27 protein-coding genes and 1 pseudogene are annotated in these 14773 nt (G+C 62.2%); all 28 read left to right on the top strand.

All coding sequences use genetic code 11. From position 1 onward, the window contains the following. A pseudogene (locus DC522_RS13515) lies at positions 1-77 on the top strand (elongation factor Tu); the annotation flags it as partial. A 67-nt stretch (positions 78-144) separates the two neighbouring features. Further along, entirely contained in the window at positions 145-453 is a 309-nt protein-coding gene (gene rpsJ, locus DC522_RS13520; RefSeq protein ID WP_009764298.1) for a 30S ribosomal protein S10, read from the top strand. Positions 454-500: 47 nt separating this feature from the next. Beyond that, complete coding sequence (gene rplC, locus DC522_RS13525; RefSeq protein WP_116529218.1) at positions 501-1229, top strand: 50S ribosomal protein L3; 729 nt, start codon at positions 501-503, stop codon at positions 1227-1229. Then, on the top strand, positions 1229-1849 hold the full coding sequence (gene rplD, locus DC522_RS13530) for a 50S ribosomal protein L4 (RefSeq protein ID WP_116529219.1): 621 nt from the start codon (positions 1229-1231) through the stop codon (positions 1847-1849). The genes rplC and rplD overlap by 1 nt, the downstream gene beginning before the upstream one ends. After that, a complete protein-coding gene (locus DC522_RS13535; protein ID WP_047186989.1) occupies positions 1846-2142 on the top strand; it encodes a 50S ribosomal protein L23 in 297 nt (98 codons plus the stop codon). Before rplD ends, DC522_RS13535 begins: the two co-directional genes overlap by 4 nt. Positions 2143-2162: 20 nt before the next feature. Beyond that, on the top strand, positions 2163-2999 hold the full coding sequence (gene rplB, locus DC522_RS13540; protein ID WP_116529220.1) for a 50S ribosomal protein L2: 837 nt from the start codon (positions 2163-2165) through the stop codon (positions 2997-2999). Between the two features lie 15 nt (positions 3000-3014). Then, entirely contained in the window at positions 3015-3293 is a 279-nt protein-coding gene (gene rpsS / locus DC522_RS13545; RefSeq protein WP_047186987.1) for a 30S ribosomal protein S19, read from the top strand. Between the two features lies 1 nt (position 3294). After that, positions 3295-3675: a 50S ribosomal protein L22 gene (rplV, locus tag DC522_RS13550; protein WP_047186986.1), complete on the top strand. Its 381-nt coding sequence runs from the start codon at positions 3295-3297 to the stop codon at positions 3673-3675. A gap of 11 nt (positions 3676-3686) precedes the next feature. Continuing rightward, positions 3687-4391, top strand: a complete 705-nt coding sequence (gene rpsC, locus DC522_RS13555; protein ID WP_116529221.1) for a 30S ribosomal protein S3 — start codon at positions 3687-3689, stop codon at positions 4389-4391. Positions 4392-4415: 24 nt separating this feature from the next. Then, positions 4416-4829 carry a 50S ribosomal protein L16 gene (rplP, locus tag DC522_RS13560; protein ID WP_116529222.1) on the top strand — a complete coding sequence of 138 codons (414 nt, stop codon included), beginning with the start codon at positions 4416-4418 and terminating at the stop codon, positions 4827-4829. 12 nt (positions 4830-4841) lie between these two features. After that, positions 4842-5054, top strand: a complete 213-nt coding sequence (gene rpmC / locus DC522_RS13565) for a 50S ribosomal protein L29 (protein WP_116529223.1) — start codon at positions 4842-4844, stop codon at positions 5052-5054. A 12-nt stretch (positions 5055-5066) separates the two neighbouring features. After that, on the top strand, positions 5067-5306 hold the full coding sequence (gene rpsQ, locus DC522_RS13570) for a 30S ribosomal protein S17 (protein ID WP_116529224.1): 240 nt from the start codon (positions 5067-5069) through the stop codon (positions 5304-5306). A 164-nt stretch (positions 5307-5470) separates the two neighbouring features. Further along, positions 5471-5839: a 50S ribosomal protein L14 gene (gene rplN, locus DC522_RS13575; RefSeq protein ID WP_009764309.1), complete on the top strand. Its 369-nt coding sequence runs from the start codon at positions 5471-5473 to the stop codon at positions 5837-5839. Next, complete coding sequence (gene rplX / locus DC522_RS13580; RefSeq protein WP_116529225.1) at positions 5839-6156, top strand: 50S ribosomal protein L24; 318 nt, start codon at positions 5839-5841, stop codon at positions 6154-6156. The genes rplN and rplX overlap by 1 nt, the downstream gene beginning before the upstream one ends. Then, positions 6149-6715 (top strand): 50S ribosomal protein L5, encoded by a 567-nt coding sequence (rplE, locus tag DC522_RS13585; RefSeq protein ID WP_116529226.1) that lies wholly within the window; start codon positions 6149-6151, stop codon positions 6713-6715. The genes rplX and rplE overlap by 8 nt, the downstream gene beginning before the upstream one ends. A 39-nt stretch (positions 6716-6754) precedes the next feature. Beyond that, positions 6755-7060: a 30S ribosomal protein S14 gene (gene rpsN, locus DC522_RS13590; RefSeq protein WP_116529227.1), complete on the top strand. Its 306-nt coding sequence runs from the start codon at positions 6755-6757 to the stop codon at positions 7058-7060. Between the two features lie 15 nt (positions 7061-7075). Next, a complete protein-coding gene (gene rpsH / locus DC522_RS13595; protein WP_116529228.1) occupies positions 7076-7471 on the top strand; it encodes a 30S ribosomal protein S8 in 396 nt (131 codons plus the stop codon). Positions 7472-7507: 36 nt separating this feature from the next. Further along, on the top strand, positions 7508-8041 hold the full coding sequence (gene rplF / locus DC522_RS13600; protein ID WP_116529229.1) for a 50S ribosomal protein L6: 534 nt from the start codon (positions 7508-7510) through the stop codon (positions 8039-8041). Positions 8042-8053: 12 nt separating this feature from the next. Beyond that, positions 8054-8416 (top strand): 50S ribosomal protein L18, encoded by a 363-nt coding sequence (gene rplR / locus DC522_RS13605; RefSeq protein ID WP_116529230.1) that lies wholly within the window; start codon positions 8054-8056, stop codon positions 8414-8416. Between the two features lie 122 nt (positions 8417-8538). Further along, positions 8539-9108 (top strand): 30S ribosomal protein S5, encoded by a 570-nt coding sequence (gene rpsE, locus DC522_RS13610; RefSeq protein ID WP_116529231.1) that lies wholly within the window; start codon positions 8539-8541, stop codon positions 9106-9108. Between the two features lie 14 nt (positions 9109-9122). Continuing rightward, entirely contained in the window at positions 9123-9326 is a 204-nt protein-coding gene (rpmD, locus tag DC522_RS13615) for a 50S ribosomal protein L30 (protein ID WP_116529232.1), read from the top strand. An 11-nt stretch (positions 9327-9337) separates the two neighbouring features. Beyond that, the gene (gene rplO / locus DC522_RS13620) at positions 9338-9811 is read left to right on the top strand and encodes a 50S ribosomal protein L15 (protein WP_116529233.1); all 474 of its coding nucleotides are present in this window, start codon (positions 9338-9340) and stop codon (positions 9809-9811) included. Between the two features lie 204 nt (positions 9812-10015). Next, a complete protein-coding gene (secY, locus tag DC522_RS13625; RefSeq protein ID WP_116529234.1) occupies positions 10016-11350 on the top strand; it encodes a preprotein translocase subunit SecY in 1335 nt (444 codons plus the stop codon). A 56-nt stretch (positions 11351-11406) separates the two neighbouring features. Next, positions 11407-11988, top strand: coding sequence for an adenylate kinase (locus DC522_RS13630; protein ID WP_116529235.1), 582 nt, complete (start codon positions 11407-11409; stop codon positions 11986-11988). Positions 11989-12183: 195 nt separating this feature from the next. Next, entirely contained in the window at positions 12184-12552 is a 369-nt protein-coding gene (gene rpsM / locus DC522_RS13635; RefSeq protein ID WP_116529236.1) for a 30S ribosomal protein S13, read from the top strand. 78 nt (positions 12553-12630) lie between these two features. Continuing rightward, positions 12631-13020 (top strand): 30S ribosomal protein S11, encoded by a 390-nt coding sequence (gene rpsK, locus DC522_RS13640; protein WP_091136316.1) that lies wholly within the window; start codon positions 12631-12633, stop codon positions 13018-13020. A gap of 92 nt (positions 13021-13112) precedes the next feature. Further along, positions 13113-14135, top strand: coding sequence for a DNA-directed RNA polymerase subunit alpha (locus DC522_RS13645; RefSeq protein ID WP_205769632.1), 1023 nt, complete (start codon positions 13113-13115; stop codon positions 14133-14135). A gap of 119 nt (positions 14136-14254) precedes the next feature. Further along, a complete protein-coding gene (gene rplQ, locus DC522_RS13650; protein WP_116529238.1) occupies positions 14255-14677 on the top strand; it encodes a 50S ribosomal protein L17 in 423 nt (140 codons plus the stop codon). Positions 14678-14773: the final 96 nt, after the last annotated feature.

Raw genomic sequence — 14773 nt, forward strand, 5'->3', positions numbered from 1 at the left:
AAGAGAAGCTGCGCTTTGCCATCCGTGAGGGCGGGCGTACCGTCGGCGCCGGCGTCGTCGCCGCCGTGATGGACTAACTAGAGAGGATCAAAGGACAGCGGCCGGCCCCCGGCTCGGCCGCTTCCCTTGTTGAATGGATAAGCCATGAACGGTCAAAACATTCGTATTCGCCTTAAGGCGTTCGACCACCGGATCCTCGACGCTTCGACACGTGAAATCGTGTCGACTGCGAAGCGGACCGGCGCCCAGGTTCGCGGGCCCATCCCGCTGCCGACGCGCATCGAGCGCTTTACGGTTCTTCGCTCGCCGCACATCGACAAGAAGTCGCGCGAGCAGTTCGAGATGCGCACTCACAAGCGTGTTCTCGATATCGTGGACCCCACCCCGCAGACGGTTGATGCTCTGATGAAGCTCGATCTCGCTGCTGGTGTGGACGTGGAAATCAAGCTCTAAGCCGTTGGGCTTGGAGCTTTCGGTAGACACGCCGAGAGGATACGCACATGCGCTCAGGCGTCATTGCACAGAAAGTCGGGATGACCCGCATCTTCACGGATGCTGGTGAGCATGTCCCGGTCACGGTTCTGAAGGTCGACAACTGCCAGGTCGTCGCCCACCGGACCAAGGAAAAGAACGGCTACACCGCGCTGCAGGTCGGCGTCGGCAAGGCCAAGGTAAAGAACGTTTCGAAGGCCGAGCGCGGACGTTTCGCCGTCGCTCAGGTCGAGCCGAAGCGCAAGCTCGCGGAGTTCCGCGTCTCCGAGGATGCCATCATCCCGGTCGGCGCCGAGATCACCGCTGATCACTTCATTGCCGGTCAGTTCGTGGACGTCACGGGCATCACCACCGGTAAGGGCTTCGCTGGTGGTATGAAGCGCTGGAACTTCGGCGGTCTGCGCGCCTCGCACGGCGTGTCGATCTCCCACCGCTCGATTGGTTCGACCGGTGGCCGCCAGGATCCGGGCAAGACGTTCAAGAACAAGAAGATGCCGGGTCACCTGGGTGTCGAGCGCGTCACCACGCAGAACCTGCGTGTCGTGTCGACCGACGTCGAGCGCGGTCTGATCCTCGTCGAAGGCGCCGTTCCTGGCGTTGCGGGCGGCTGGATCTTCGTCCGCGATGCGGTGAAGCGGAAGCTGCCGAAGGAAGTGCCGATGCCCGGCGCGTTCCGCTCGGCCAACGATGCTGCACCGGCCCCCCAGGCTGAGCAGGCCCAAGAGGAGAATGCGTGATGAAGCTTGATGTCACCACGCTTGAGGGCAACAAGTCCGGCTCCGTCGAGCTGAACGAGGCTATCTTCGGTCTCGAGCCGCGCGCCGACCTGCTCGCCCGTTGCGTCCGCTGGCAGCTCGCGAAGCGCCAGGCCGGCACGCACGCCGTCAAGAATCGTTCGGACATCGACCGGACGACGAAGAAGGTCTACAAGCAGAAGGGCACCGGTAGCGCCCGTCACGGCGCTGCGAGCGCTCCCCAGTTCCGGGGCGGCGGTCGTGCCTTCGGTCCGCAGGTTCGTAGCCATGCTCACGACCTGCCGAAGAAGGTCCGCGCTCTTGCCCTGAAGCATGCGCTCTCGTCCAAGGCCAAGGACGCTTCGCTCGTCGTTCTCGACGATGTGACGCTCTCCGAGCCCAAGACGAAGGCTCTCGTCGAGCGCTTCGGCAAGCTCGGCCTCGGCAACGCCCTGATCATCGGCGGCGCTGAGATCGAGACGAACTTCCAGCGGGCTGCTCGCAACATCCCGAACATCGACGTCCTGCCGGTGCAGGGCATCAACGTCTATGACATCCTGCGTCGCGAGAAGCTCGTTCTCACGAAGGCAGCTGTCGATGCGCTGGAGGCGCGCTTCAAATGAGCCTGGACCCGCGCCATTACGATGTGATCGTAAGCCCGGTCATCACCGAGAAGGCGACCGCTCTCTCCGAGCAGAACAAGGTCGTGTTCAAGGTGCGCCCGGATGCGACGAAGCCGCAGATCAAGGAAGCGGTTGAGAAGCTGTTCGATGTCAAGGTGAAGAGCGTCAACACGCTCGTCACCAAGGGCAAAGTGAAGTTGTTCCGCGGCACCCGCGGCCAGCGGTCGGACGTGAAGAAGGCGGTCGTGACCCTCGAAGAGGGCCAGACCATCGACGTCACGACGGGCCTCTGATCGGTTGAGAGAGTGATCCGATGGCTTTGAAAACGTTCAAACCAATCACCCCCGGCCTGCGCCAGCTGGTGATCGTCGACCGCAGCGAGCTCTACAAGGGCAAGCCGGTCAAGTCGCTGACGGAGGGCAAGAGCTCCTCCGGCGGCCGTAACAATCTGGGTCGCGTGACTGTCCGCTTCCGTGGCGGTGGTCACAAGCGCACCCTCCGCAATGTCGACTTCAAGCGTCGTGAGCGCCTGGGTGACGTGGCGACCGTGGAGCGGATCGAGTACGATCCGAACCGCACCGCCTTCATCGCGCTCATCCGCTACGCCGACGGCGCGCTGTCCTACATCCTGGCCCCGCAGCGTCTGGCTGTCGGCGATCAGGTGTCGGCAGGCGAGCAGGTCGACATTAAGCCGGGTAACGCGATGCCGATCGGCAACATGCCGGTGGGCACGATCATCCACAACGTCGAGCTGAAGATCGGCAAGGGCGGCGCTCTCGCCCGCTCCGCTGGCACCTACGCTCAGATCGTGGGTCGTGACCAGGGCTACGTGACGGTCCGCCTGAACTCCGGCGAGCAGCGCATGGTCCATGGCCAGTGCTTCGCCAGCGTCGGTGCGGTGTCGAACCCCGACCACATGAACACCTCGATCGGTAAGGCCGGCCGTAACCGCTGGCTCGGCAAGCGTCCGCACAACCGCGGCGTTGCCATGAACCCGATCGACCACCCGCACGGTGGTGGTGAAGGTCGTACCTCCGGTGGTCGCCATCCGGTGTCCCCGTGGGGTGTTCCCACCAAGGGCAAGAAAACCCGTTCGAACAAGCGGACCGACAAGTTCATCGTGTCGAGCCGCCACGCTCGGAAGAAGTAAGGATAGAGGCACGTCATGGCACGTTCGCTTTGGAAGGGTCCGTTCGTCGACGGCTACCTCCTCAAGAAGGCCGAGGCTGCCCGTTCTTCGGGCCGCAACGAGGTCATCAAGATCTGGAGCCGCCGCTCCACGATCCTCCCGCAATTCGTGGGCCTCACGTTCGGGGTCTACAATGGTCAGAAGCACATTCCCGTTCTCGTGAGCGAGGAAATGGTGGGTCACAAGTTCGGCGAGTTCTCGCCGACCCGCACTTTCCACGGCCACGCGGCGGACAAGAAGGCGAAGAGGAAGTAAGATGGGTAAGGCCGCGACTCCTCGCGCATTGAGCGACAACGAGGCTCAAGCCGTCGCTCGCATGCTGCGCGTCAGCCCCCAGAAGCTCAACCTTGTTGCGGCCCTTATCCGCGGCAAGAAGGTTTCTGCGGCTCTCGCCGATCTCGAGTTCTCCCGCAAGCGCATCGCTCGCGACGTGAAAAAGTGCCTCGAGAGCGCCATTGCTAACGCCGAGAACAACCACAACCTCGATGTGGACGATCTCGTCGTCAGCCAGGCATATGTCGGCAAGGCGCTTGTCATGAAGCGCTTCCACGCCCGGGCCCGTGGCCGGGGTGCTCGTATCGAAAAGCCGTTCTCGAACCTCACGATCGTGGTTCGGGAAGTTGCCGAACAGGCATAAAGGAGAACCAGATGGGTCAGAAAGTTAACCCGATCGGTCTTCGGCTCGGCATCAACCGGACCTGGGACTCGCGCTGGTTCGCCGGCAAGGGTGAGTACGCCAAGCTGATGCACGAGGACATGGCGATCCGCGAAGCTCTGATGAAGCAGCTGAAGCAGGCCGCCGTTTCGAAGATCGTCATCGAGCGTCCGCACAAGAAGTGCCGCGTCACCATTCACTCCGGTCGTCCGGGCGTGGTGATCGGCAAGAAGGGTGCCGACATCGAGAAGCTCCGCAAGACCGTCGCCAAGATGACGGACGCGGATGTGTCGATCAACATCGTCGAAGTCCGCAAGCCGGAAGTCGATGCCACCCTGGTGGCCGATTCGATCGCTCAGCAGCTCGAGCGTCGCGTCGCTTTCCGGCGCGCCATGAAGCGTGCCGTTCAGTCGGCAATGCGTCTGGGCGCCGAAGGCATCCGTATCAACTGCTCGGGCCGTCTGGGTGGCGCTGAAATCGCCCGCCTGGAGTGGTACCGCGAGGGCCGGGTTCCGCTGCACACCCTGCGTGCGGATGTCGATTACGGCGTGTCCACCGCGTACACCACCTATGGCACCTGCGGTATCAAGGTCTGGATCTTCAAGGGCGAAATCCTTGAGCATGATCCGATGGCCCAGGACAAGCGGATGAACGACGAAGGAGGCCGCTCTGGTGGCCGCCGCGAGCAGGCGGCGTAACGGAGAGGTCAGGAGAGGTTTGCCATGTTGCAACCGAAGAAAACCAAATTCCGTAAGCAATTCAAGGGCCGCATCTCCGGCACTGCGAAGGGCGGTACGGACCTCAACTTCGGCCAGTTCGGCCTGAAGGCGATGGAACCCGAGCGTATCAACGCTCGTCAGATCGAGGCGGCCCGCCGCGCCATCACCCGCGCCATGAAGCGTGCGGGCCGGGTGTGGATCCGCATCTTCCCGGACGTGCCGGTTTCGACCAAGCCGACCGAAGTTCGAATGGGTTCCGGTAAGGGTTCGCCCGAGTATTGGGCGGCCAAGGTGAAGCCCGGCCGTATCATGTTCGAGATCGACGGCGTGTCCGAGGAGATCGCCCGCGAGGCGCTCCGTCTCGGCGCTGCCAAGCTCCCGATCAAGACGCGCTTCATCCAGCGCATTGCCGAGTAAGGAGAGGGAATCATGAAGTCCAAAGAGCGATTCTCTAACCTCAAGGCTATGTCCGCTGACCAGCTGTCGGACGAGCTGCTCAACCTGAAGAAGGAGCAGTTCAACCTCCGGTTCCAGCGCGCCACGGGCCAGCTCGAGAACACCGGACGCGTCCGTGAAGTCCGTCGGGACATCGCCCGCGTCAAGACGCTGCAGCGCCCGAAGGCCGTTGCGGCTAAGGCTTAAGAGGAAATCAAGATGCCGAAGCGCGTTTTGCAGGGCGTCGTTGTCAGCGACAAGCAGGACAAGACGGTCGTTGTGAAGGTGGAGCGTCGTTTCACGCACCCGGTTCTGAAGAAGACCGTGCGTAAGACGAAGAACTACCACGCTCATGACGAGAACAACACTGCCAAGGTGGGCGACACGGTCTTCATCGAAGAGACCAAGCCGTTCTCCAAACTCAAGACCTGGGTGCTCGTCGACCAAGCGAAGGCTTAAAAAGCCTTCTTTTTGGGGTTGTCTAGCGGGGGCGGTTCGTGTATACGGCCGCCTCTCTCGACATTTGAAGGGCAGGGGACATCAGATCCCCGTCAGGCGTAGTCCGGGGGGCAATCGTGCCTTGACCCGGAAACCTGTCTGAAACAAAGGAAAGGATCAAAGCCATGATCCAGATGCAGACGAATCTTGACGTCGCCGATAACTCCGGCGCTCGTCGCGTGATGTGCATCAAGGTTCTCGGCGGTTCGAAGCGTAAGTACGCTTCCGTGGGCGATATCATCGTCGTATCCGTGAAAGAGGCTATTCCGCGCGGCCGCGTGAAGAAGGGCGACGTCATGAAGGCGGTCGTCGTGCGCACCGCCAAGGACATCCGCCGCGCTGACGGCTCGGTCATCCGTTTCGACCGTAATGCCGCCGTTCTGATCAACAATCAGAAGGAGCCGGTCGGCACCCGTATCTTCGGCCCCGTTCCGCGTGAACTGCGTGCCAAGAACCACATGAAGATCATTTCGCTTGCGCCGGAGGTGCTCTAATGGCCGCGAAGATCAAGAAGGGCGACAAGGTCGTCGTCCTGACCGGTCGCGACAAGGGCAAGACCGGTGAAGTCGTGCAGGTGCTCCCGAAGGAAGAGCGCGCGGTCGTCCGTGGCGTGAACCTGGTGAAGCGCCACCAGCGCCAGACGGCAAGCCAGGAAAGCGGCATCATCACCAAGGAAGCCTCGATCCACCTGTCGAACCTGGCCTATGCGGACCCGAAGGACGGCAGGCCGACCCGGGTTGGTTTCAAAGTTCTCGAAGACGGCCGCAAGGTCCGCTTCGCCAAGCGTTCGGGAGACCTGATCGATGGCTAAGGCTCAGGTGGACGGCTACACGCCGCGGCTGAAGAAGCACTACGAAGAAGTGGTGCGTCCGAAGCTGATCGAAGAATTCGGCTACAAGAACCCCATGGAAGTGCCGACGATCGAGAAGATCGTTCTCAACATGGGCGTTGGCGAGTCGACCGCCGACTCCAAGAAGGCTACGGTCGCCGCTGCCGATCTCGCGCTTATCGCCGGTCAGAAGCCGGTGATCACGCGGGCCCGCAAGGCTATCTCGCAGTTCAAGGTCCGCGAGGGCATGCCGATCGGTGCCAAGGTTACGCTCCGCAAGGTGCGTATGTACGAGTTCCTCGATCGTCTCGTCACCATCGCGCTTCCCCGCGTTCGTGACTTCCGTGGTCTGAACCCCCGGTCGTTCGACGGTCGCGGCAACTACGCAATGGGCATCAAGGAGCACCTGGTGTTCCCTGAGATCAACTACGACAAGGTGGAGCAGGTTTGGGGTATGGACGTCATCATCACGACGACGGCCAAGACCGACGAAGAAGCCCGCGCTCTGCTGCGTCACTTCAACTTCCCGTTCCGGCAGTGAGGATAGCTGTCCTCAGACGCGGACACTGGAGATAAAAGAATGGCTAAGAAAAGCGCTATTGAGAAGAACAAGCATCGTCGTCAGCTGGTGAAGAAGTTCGCCGGCCGCCGCGAGCGCCTGCTGGCGGTCGCCAACGACGAGTCGAAGAGCATGGAGGAGCGCTTCGAGGCGCGCCTTAAGCTCGCTGAGCTGCCGCGTAATGCGAGCCCGACCCGCATCCGCAACCGTTGCGAGATCACGGGCCGTCCGCGCGCTTACTACCGTAAGCTCGGCATGTCGCGTATCGCTCTGCGCGAGCTCGGCAACAAGGGCCTGATCCCGGGCCTCGTGAAGTCCAGCTGGTAAGAGGGAGGGCATTATATGATCAACGATCCGTTGGGCGATATGCTCACCCGTATCCGCAACGCGCAGATGCGTCGTCGCGGCACCGTTTCCACCCCTGGCTCAAAGCTCCGTGCCCGCGTTCTCGAGGTTCTCAAGAACGAGGGTTACATCCGCGACTACTCGCAGACCGAGTTCGGCAATGGCCGCACCGAGTTCTCGATCGAGCTGAAGTACTATGACGGTCAGCCGGTGATCCGCTCCATCGAGCGCGTCTCCAAGCCGGGCCGCCGCGTGTATGCCTCCGTCGACACCATGCCTCGCGTGGCTGACGGCCTCGGCATCACCATTCTCTCGACGCCTCAGGGCGTGATGGCCGATCACGAGGCCCGTGAGAAGAACGTGGGCGGCGAAGTGCTCTGCAAGGTCTTCTAAGACTCGGCAACAGCACAGAACCACGGAGATTCCAGAATGTCACGAGTAGGCAAAAAGCCGGTTCCGGTTCCGTCGGGTGTGACGGCGACCGTTGACGGTCAGATGGTTAAGATGAAGGGCTCGAAGGGCGAACTCTCGTTCCTCGTTCCCGATGAAGTGTCGGTTGCTCTTGAGAATGGCGCCGTGACGGTGACCCCTCGCGACGAGTCCAAGGCCGCTCGCGCCAAGTGGGGCCTCTCCCGCGCTCAGGTCGCTAACCTGGTGCAGGGTGTGTCCAACGGCTTCGAGAAGCGCCTCGAGATCAACGGCGTCGGCTACAAGGCCGCTGTCGCCGGCAAGGTGCTGAAGCTCTCGCTCGGCTACAGCCACGACATCGACTTCGAAATCCCGGCCGGCATCACGATCACGACGCCGAAGCCGACCGAAGTCATCGTCGCCGGCATCGACAAGCAGAAGGTCGGCCAGACCGCCGCCGAGATCCGCGAATATCGCGGTCCGGAGCCCTACAAGGGCAAGGGCGTCAAGTATGCCGACGAGTTCATCTTCCGCAAGGAAGGCAAGAAGAAGTAAGGACGACGTATCATGGCTGAGAAGAAAGGCGCTGAAGATCGCCGCAAGGCTCGTGTACGCCGTGCGATCAAGAAGGCTGCGAACGGACGCCCGCGTTTGTCGGTGTTCCGTTCGTCCAAGCAGATCTATGCTCAAGTTATCGATGACGAGCGCGGCGTGACCGTCGCTTCGGCATCGACGATCGAGAAGGATCTCCGCGGCAAGCTCAAGACCGGCGCCACCGTAGAGGCGGCAAAGGAAGTGGGTAAGCTCGTCGCTGAGCGCGCAGCCAAGGCTGGCGTGAAGCAGGTGATCTTCGATCGCTCGGGCTATCTCTATCACGGCCGCGTCAAGGCTCTGGCCGACGCTGCCCGTGAAGGCGGTCTGGACTTCTAATTTCTGACAATTCATGAGCGGGGCGGGGAGTGGCTTACCTCCCGCCCTGATCGTGCTTTACGGCGGGTATCGTATACAACCCTTAGCGAGCGGGCCCGCCGCCCGCGCAAGTGAGAGGTCTCATGGCAAGAGAACCTAGAGAACGTGCTGATCGCGAAGAGCGCGACAGCGAATTCGTGGATCGCCTGGTCCACATCAACCGCGTTGCCAAAGTCGTGAAGGGCGGCCGTCGCTTCGGCTTCGCTGCTCTCGTCGTCGTCGGCGACCAGAAGGGCCGCGTTGGCTTCGGCCACGGCAAGGCCCGTGAGGTTCCGGAAGCGATCCGCAAGGCCACCGACGCTGCGAAGCGTTCGATGATCCGCGTGTCTCTCCGCGAGGGCCGCACCCTGCACCACGACGTGAACGGCCGTCATGGCGCCGGCAAGGTCGTGCTGCGTGCTGCTCCCCAGGGTACCGGCATCATCGCCGGCGGTCCGATGCGCGCTGTCTTCGAGGCAGTCGGCATGCAGGACGTGGTGTCGAAGTCGCTCGGCTCGTCGAACCCGTACAACCTCGTTCGCGCGACCTTCGATGCGCTCAAGAACGAGGACAGCCCGCGCTCCGTGGCTGCTCGCCGTGGCCTGAAGGTCTCGACGCTGCAGGCTCGCCGCCGCGATGCTGATGCCAGCGCCGATGCTGGCGCCGACGCGTAAGGGAGGCTTCGACAATGGCACAGAAGCCTGCTGCAGCAGCAACCATCACCGTTGAGCAGATCGGTTCGCCGATCCGCCGCGAGGCCAAGCAGCGCCAGACGCTGATCGGCCTCAAGCTCAACAAGCTTCATCGCACCTCGACCCTCGAAGACACGCCGGCTGTGCGCGGCATGATCGAGAAGGTCAAGCACCTCGTGCGCGTTGTCGACGGGCAGTGAGGAGAGCGGTCATGAAACTGAACGAAATTCGTGACAACGAAGGTTCCACCAAGAACCGCATGCGCGTTGGCCGTGGTATCGGCTCGGGCAAGGGCAAGACTGGTGGCCGCGGCGTGAAGGGTCAGAAGGCCCGTACCGGCGTGGCGATCAAGGGCTTCGAAGGCGGTCAGATGCCTCTGCACCGTCGTCTGCCGAAGCGCGGCTTCAACAAGCCGAACGCCATTGATCTCAACGAGGTCAATGTCGGCCGCATTCAGCAGGCTGTCGAGGCCGGCAAGCTCGACCAGGCCGCTCCGATCACCGTCGAGTCGCTGGTTGCCGCCGGTGTTGTCTCCAAGCCGCGCGACGGCGTGAAGATCCTCGGCGTCGGCGAGCTCAAGGCCAAGCTGTCCTTCCAGGTCCATGGCGCGTCCAAGTCGGCCGTCGAGGCGATCGAGAAGGCGGGCGGCTCGGTGACCCTCCTGGGCGCCGTTGCACAGGCGTGAGCCTGAGCCCACATTAGGTGAGATCCAAGCGGCGGCCCGCGTCTGATCGCGTGGCCGCCGTTTGTGTGATGTGAGTTACGTAAGTTTCAGTTTGACTGCGCCCTATGAAGGCGCGATCAAGCTCCAGCCTTAAGATTTGCATGGTCCGTGCGGAGACGTCTCCGCTTCAACGTCGACCATGCTTGGGTATTTCGGGGACGAAAAATGGCTTCAGCAGCCGAGCAACTCGCCGCAAACATCAATTTCGGTTCCATCGCCAAAGCCGAAGAATTGAAGAAGCGCATTTGGTTCACTCTCGGTGCGCTCATCGTGTACCGCCTCGGTACCTACATCCCGCTGCCCGGCATCAACCCGGAGGCTCTGGCTCAGAGCTTCCAGAACGCCAGCGGCGGCGTGCTGGGCCTGTTCAACATGTTCTCGGGAGGCGCCGTCGAGCGTATGGCGATCTTCGCGCTGAACATCATGCCCTATATCTCGGCGTCGATCATCGTTCAGCTCCTCACCTCCGTTCTGCCCTCGCTCGAGGCGCTCAAGAAGGAAGGCGAGGCGGGTCGCAAGATCCTGAACCAGTACACCCGTTACCTCACGGTCTTCCTGGCGATCTTCCAGTCCTGGGGTATCGCCGTGGGCCTGCAGAGTTCCGGCAACATCGTGCTGGCGCCCGGGCCGTTCTTCCTGATCTCCACGGTCATCACTCTGACCGGCGGTACCATGTTCCTCATGTGGCTGGGTGAACAGATCACCTCGCGCGGCATCGGCAACGGTACGTCGCTCATCATCTTCGCGGGCATCGTAGCCAATCTTCCGACCGCAATCGCCGGCACCCTCGAGCTCGGCCGTCAGGGCGCGATCTCCACGGGCCTGATCCTCGGCGTCATCGTGATGGCCGTCGCCATCATCTACTTCGTGGTGTTCATGGAGCGCGCTCAGCGCCGCCTGCTGATCAACTATCCGAAGCGCCAAGTCGGCAACCGCATGTACGAGGGCCAAACCTCGTTCCTGCCGCTCAAGCTCAACACCTCGGGTGTGATTCCGCCGATCTTCGCCTCTTCGCTGCTTCTGCTGCCGGCCACCATCGCCAGTTTCCAGAGCAGTGACGGGACGGGCATCATCGCGACGCTGACGGCCTATCTGGGCCATGGGCGCCCGGCCTACATGTTCCTCTACGCGGCCCTGATCGTCTTCTTTGCCTTCTTCTATACGGCAATCGTGTTCAACCCGACCGAAACGGCAGACAACCTGAAGAAGCAGGGCGGCTTTATCCCGGGCATTCGTCCCGGTGAACGGACGGCCGATTTCATCGATCAGGTGTTGACACGCATCACCGTTCTCGGTGCAGCTTACCTCGTCATCATCTGCCTGATTCCAGAGCTTCTGGTCTCGTATGCGGCACTGCCATTCTACTTTGGCGGCACTTCGCTTCTGATCGTCGTGTCTGTTACCATGGACACGGTCGCTCAGGTGCACGGTCATCTCCTGGCTCACCAGTACGAGGGCCTCGTCAAGAAGGCGAAGCTCAAGGGCGCACGGCGGCGGTAAAAAATCAGGTTTCTCGCTGGCAAGGCGGGAAAACCTTAAAATTGAGAGGAACGTCGATGAGGATCATCCTGCTGGGGCCGCCCGGGGCCGGTAAAGGGACCCAGGCCGTGCGTCTGGTCGAGCGCTTGGGAATTCCCCAGCTTTCGACCGGCGACATGCTCCGCGCAGCGGTGGCTGCCGGCACGCCGGTCGGGCTCAAGGCCAAGGCAGTCATGGATCGGGGCGAGCTGGTTTCCGACGATATCGTTGTCGGGATCATTGCCGACCGGATCGAGGAGGCCGACGCCAAGAAGGGCTTCATCCTCGACGGCTTTCCCCGGACCGTGGCCCAGGCCGAGGCGTTCGACGCCATGCTGGCCCAAAAGGGTCTTAAGCTCGACGCTGTCGTCGAGTTCAAGGTCAATGAGGACGAGCTCGTGGGTCGCATCGTGAAGCGGGCTCAGGAAACCGAGGCCCGTGGCGAACAGGTCCGCAAGGACGACAATCCGGAAGTCTTCAAGACCCGTCTCGAGGCCTACCGGGCCCAGACGGCACCGCTCTCCGCCTATTATCAGGGCAAGGGTATGCTGAAGACCGTCGACGGCATGAAGCCGATCGACGAGGTGACCCAGGCGGTTAAAGAAATCTTGGGCCGCTGAAGGGTAGGGGCTTGACATGCGGGAAGGATCCCGCTAGGGCCATGCCTCTTGCACAAGGACCTGCATATCCAGAGGGTTTCGTGAGAAACCTCTCTGGATTGTTGTGTTCGCAATAAACCCGCGCAGGGGCCGGCCTCCACCGGACGCGCGACAACATCAACGGAAGCTCAGGCTTCGACCACATGGAGACGGACGATGGCCCGTATTGCAGGCGTCAACATCCCGACCGCCAAGCGCGTTGTGATCGCGCTTCAGTATATCCACGGCATTGGGCCCAAGAAGGCTCAGGAGATCATCGAGAAGGTCAATATCCCGGCCGAGCGCCGCGTGAACCAGCTGACCGACGCCGAAGTTCTGGCCATCCGCGAAACCATCGACCGCGACTACATCGTGGAAGGTGACCTTCGTCGCGAAGTGTCCATGAACATCAAGCGCCTCATGGATCTCGGTGCTTATCGTGGCCTGCGTCACCGCCGCAGCCTGCCGGTTCGCGGTCAGCGCACCCACACGAACGCCCGCACCCGCAAGGGCAAGGCGAAGCCGATCGCCGGCAAGAAGAAGTAAATTTTCAGTGGCCACCCGCCCGGGTGGCCCTTTCTCCCGAGCGCCTGGCATGACGGGCGCGTTTGAAGGACCAGTAGAATGGCTAAAGAAGCAACCCGCGTCCGCCGCCGCGAACGCAAGAACATCGTCTCCGGTGTGGCGCATGTGAACGCCTCGTTCAACAACACCATGATCACCATCACCGACGCCCAGGGCAACACGATCTCGTGGTCCTCGGCTGGTGCGATGGGATTCAAGGGCTCGCGTAAGTCGACCCCGTACGCCGCGCAGGTTGCCGCTGAAGATGCGGCCCGCAAGGCTGCCGAGCACGGCATGCGTACCCTCGAGGTCGAGGTGTCCGGTCCCGGCTCCGGCCGTGAGTCCGCACTCCGCGCCCTCCAGTCGGCCGGCTTCACCGTCACCTCGATCCGTGACGTCACGCCGATCCCGCACAACGGCTGCCGCCCGCGCAAGCGTCGCCGCGTCTAATTCCAGATCATCCGGCGCGTGGGCCACGGCCCGCGCGCATTCCGGTTTAGGGCAGGCCGTTGAGCCGCCCTTCGAGCGGTACCTCAAGAGGTGTGGTTGTGATCCAAAAGAACTGGCAAGAGCTGATTAAGCCGAACAAGCTCGAAGTCGCCCCCGGTGACGATCCGAAGCGCATTGCGACGGTCGTGGCCGAGCCGCTCGAGCGTGGATTCGGCACGACGCTCGGCAACTCGCTGCGTCGCGTTCTCCTGTCGTCGCTCCAGGGCGCCGCTGTGACGTCGATCCATATCGACGGCGTGCTGCATGAGTTCTCGTCTATCCCGGGCGTCCGCGAGGACGTGACGGACATCGTCCTGAACGTGAAGGCAATCGCCATCAAGATGCAGGGCGAAGGCCCGAAGCGCATGACGCTTCGCAAGACCGGCCCCGGTGCCGTCACGGCTGGCGACATCAACACGATCGGCGACGTGCAGATCCTGAATCCTGAGCTTGTGCTCTGCACCCTCGACGAGGGCGCCGAGATCCGCATGGAGTTCACGGTCGACACCGGCAAGGGCTATGTCCCGGCCGAGCGCAACCGCGCCGAGGACGCTCCGATCGGGCTGATCCCGGTCGACTCGCTCTACAGCCCGGTGAAGAAGGTGTCGTACCGCATCGAGAACACCCGCGAGGGCCAGATTCTCGATTACGACAAGCTCATCATGACGGTCGAGACCAACGGCGCCGTGTCGCCCGAGGATGCCGTGGCCTATGCTGCCCGCATCCTGCAGGACCAGCTCCAGGTCTTCGTCAACTTCGAAGAGCCGCGCAAGGAAGAGACGGCTGCCGCTGCTCCGCAGCTGCCGTTCAACCCGGCCCTGCTCAAGAAGGTGGACGAGCTCGAGCTGTCGGTCCGTTCGGCGAACTGCCTGAAGAACGACAACATCGTCTACATCGGCGACCTCATCCAGAAGTCCGAGGCGGAAATGCTCCGCACCCCGAACTTCGGTCGCAAGTCGCTCAACGAGATCAAGGAAGTTCTGGCCGGCATGGGCCTGCACCTCGGCATGGACGTGCCGGGCTGGCCGCCGGAGAACATCGAAGATCTCGCGAAGCGCTTCGAAGAGCACTACTGAGTTCCCTGAAGCCGCCTTCTTGAACGGAAGGCGGCTTCAAACCTGCCCCGCTAGAAAAAGCGGATCATAAGAGACGGCCGTACCTTGGCACGGCGGCCGCAAGATCTAGGAGAGAGCCAATGCGTCACGGATTCCGTGGTCGTCGTTTCAATCGCACGACCGAGCACCGCAAAGCAATGTTCGCCAACATGGCGGCTGCGCTGATCAAGCACGAGCAGATCGTTACCACGCTGCCGAAGGCCAAGGACCTGCGTCCGGTCGTCGAGAAGCTGATAACGCTCGGCAAGCGCGGTGACCTGCACGCCCGCCGTCAGGCCATGTCCAAGCTGCGTGACGAGGCCATGGTCAAGAAGCTGTTCGACGTTCTTGGCGCACGCTACAAGGACCGCAACGGCGGCTACACCCGCGTTCTCAAGGCTGGCTTCCGCTACGGCGACAACGCCCCGATGGCTGTGATCGAGTTCGTCGACCGCGACGTTGATGCGCGCGGCCAGGATTCCGGTCCGACCCAGAAGGAAGAGATCGTCGAGGCCGCTGAGTAATTGCTCAGCTCTCGTCAGACTTCACCAAGGGCGGTCCTTCGGGCCGCCCTTTCTGCTTTTTGGGACTTCACTCTGAGAGCCCGTAGGAGAGTTGTT

The sequence above is a fragment of the Microvirga sp. KLBC 81 genome (genome assembly GCF_003075415.1).
Lineage (GTDB): Bacteria > Pseudomonadota > Alphaproteobacteria > Rhizobiales > Beijerinckiaceae > Microvirga.

Bases quoted from the DNA above. Each gene is read 5' to 3' on its own strand.
- rpsM (WP_116529236.1), top strand. From the start codon at position 12,184: ATGGCCCGTATTGCAGGCGTCAACATCCCGACCGCCAAGCGCGTTGTG.
- rplC (WP_116529218.1), top strand. From the start codon at position 501: ATGCGCTCAGGCGTCATTGCACAGAAAGTCGGGATGACCCGCATCTTC.
- rpsQ (WP_116529224.1), top strand. From the start codon at position 5,067: ATGCCGAAGCGCGTTTTGCAGGGCGTCGTTGTCAGCGACAAGCAGGAC.
- rpsE (WP_116529231.1), top strand. From the start codon at position 8,539: ATGGCAAGAGAACCTAGAGAACGTGCTGATCGCGAAGAGCGCGACAGC.
- rplV (WP_047186986.1), top strand. From the start codon at position 3,295: ATGGGTAAGGCCGCGACTCCTCGCGCATTGAGCGACAACGAGGCTCAA.
- rplQ (WP_116529238.1), top strand. From the start codon at position 14,255: ATGCGTCACGGATTCCGTGGTCGTCGTTTCAATCGCACGACCGAGCAC.
- rpmC (WP_116529223.1), top strand. From the start codon at position 4,842: ATGAAGTCCAAAGAGCGATTCTCTAACCTCAAGGCTATGTCCGCTGAC.
- rplO (WP_116529233.1), top strand. From the start codon at position 9,338: ATGAAACTGAACGAAATTCGTGACAACGAAGGTTCCACCAAGAACCGC.
- rplP (WP_116529222.1), top strand. From the start codon at position 4,416: ATGTTGCAACCGAAGAAAACCAAATTCCGTAAGCAATTCAAGGGCCGC.
- rplN (WP_009764309.1), top strand. From the start codon at position 5,471: ATGATCCAGATGCAGACGAATCTTGACGTCGCCGATAACTCCGGCGCT.
- rplE (WP_116529226.1), top strand. From the start codon at position 6,149: ATGGCTAAGGCTCAGGTGGACGGCTACACGCCGCGGCTGAAGAAGCAC.
- rplD (WP_116529219.1), top strand. From the start codon at position 1,229: ATGAAGCTTGATGTCACCACGCTTGAGGGCAACAAGTCCGGCTCCGTC.
- rpsK (WP_091136316.1), top strand. From the start codon at position 12,631: ATGGCTAAAGAAGCAACCCGCGTCCGCCGCCGCGAACGCAAGAACATC.
- rpsC (WP_116529221.1), top strand. From the start codon at position 3,687: ATGGGTCAGAAAGTTAACCCGATCGGTCTTCGGCTCGGCATCAACCGG.
- rpsN (WP_116529227.1), top strand. From the start codon at position 6,755: ATGGCTAAGAAAAGCGCTATTGAGAAGAACAAGCATCGTCGTCAGCTG.
- rplB (WP_116529220.1), top strand. From the start codon at position 2,163: ATGGCTTTGAAAACGTTCAAACCAATCACCCCCGGCCTGCGCCAGCTG.
- rpsJ (WP_009764298.1), top strand. From the start codon at position 145: ATGAACGGTCAAAACATTCGTATTCGCCTTAAGGCGTTCGACCACCGG.
- secY (WP_116529234.1), top strand. From the start codon at position 10,016: ATGGCTTCAGCAGCCGAGCAACTCGCCGCAAACATCAATTTCGGTTCC.
- rplF (WP_116529229.1), top strand. From the start codon at position 7,508: ATGTCACGAGTAGGCAAAAAGCCGGTTCCGGTTCCGTCGGGTGTGACG.
- rpsH (WP_116529228.1), top strand. From the start codon at position 7,076: ATGATCAACGATCCGTTGGGCGATATGCTCACCCGTATCCGCAACGCG.
- rplR (WP_116529230.1), top strand. From the start codon at position 8,054: ATGGCTGAGAAGAAAGGCGCTGAAGATCGCCGCAAGGCTCGTGTACGC.
- DC522_RS13630 (WP_116529235.1), top strand. From the start codon at position 11,407: ATGAGGATCATCCTGCTGGGGCCGCCCGGGGCCGGTAAAGGGACCCAG.
- rpsS (WP_047186987.1), top strand. From the start codon at position 3,015: ATGGCACGTTCGCTTTGGAAGGGTCCGTTCGTCGACGGCTACCTCCTC.
- rplX (WP_116529225.1), top strand. From the start codon at position 5,839: ATGGCCGCGAAGATCAAGAAGGGCGACAAGGTCGTCGTCCTGACCGGT.
- DC522_RS13535 (WP_047186989.1), top strand. From the start codon at position 1,846: ATGAGCCTGGACCCGCGCCATTACGATGTGATCGTAAGCCCGGTCATC.
- rpmD (WP_116529232.1), top strand. From the start codon at position 9,123: ATGGCACAGAAGCCTGCTGCAGCAGCAACCATCACCGTTGAGCAGATC.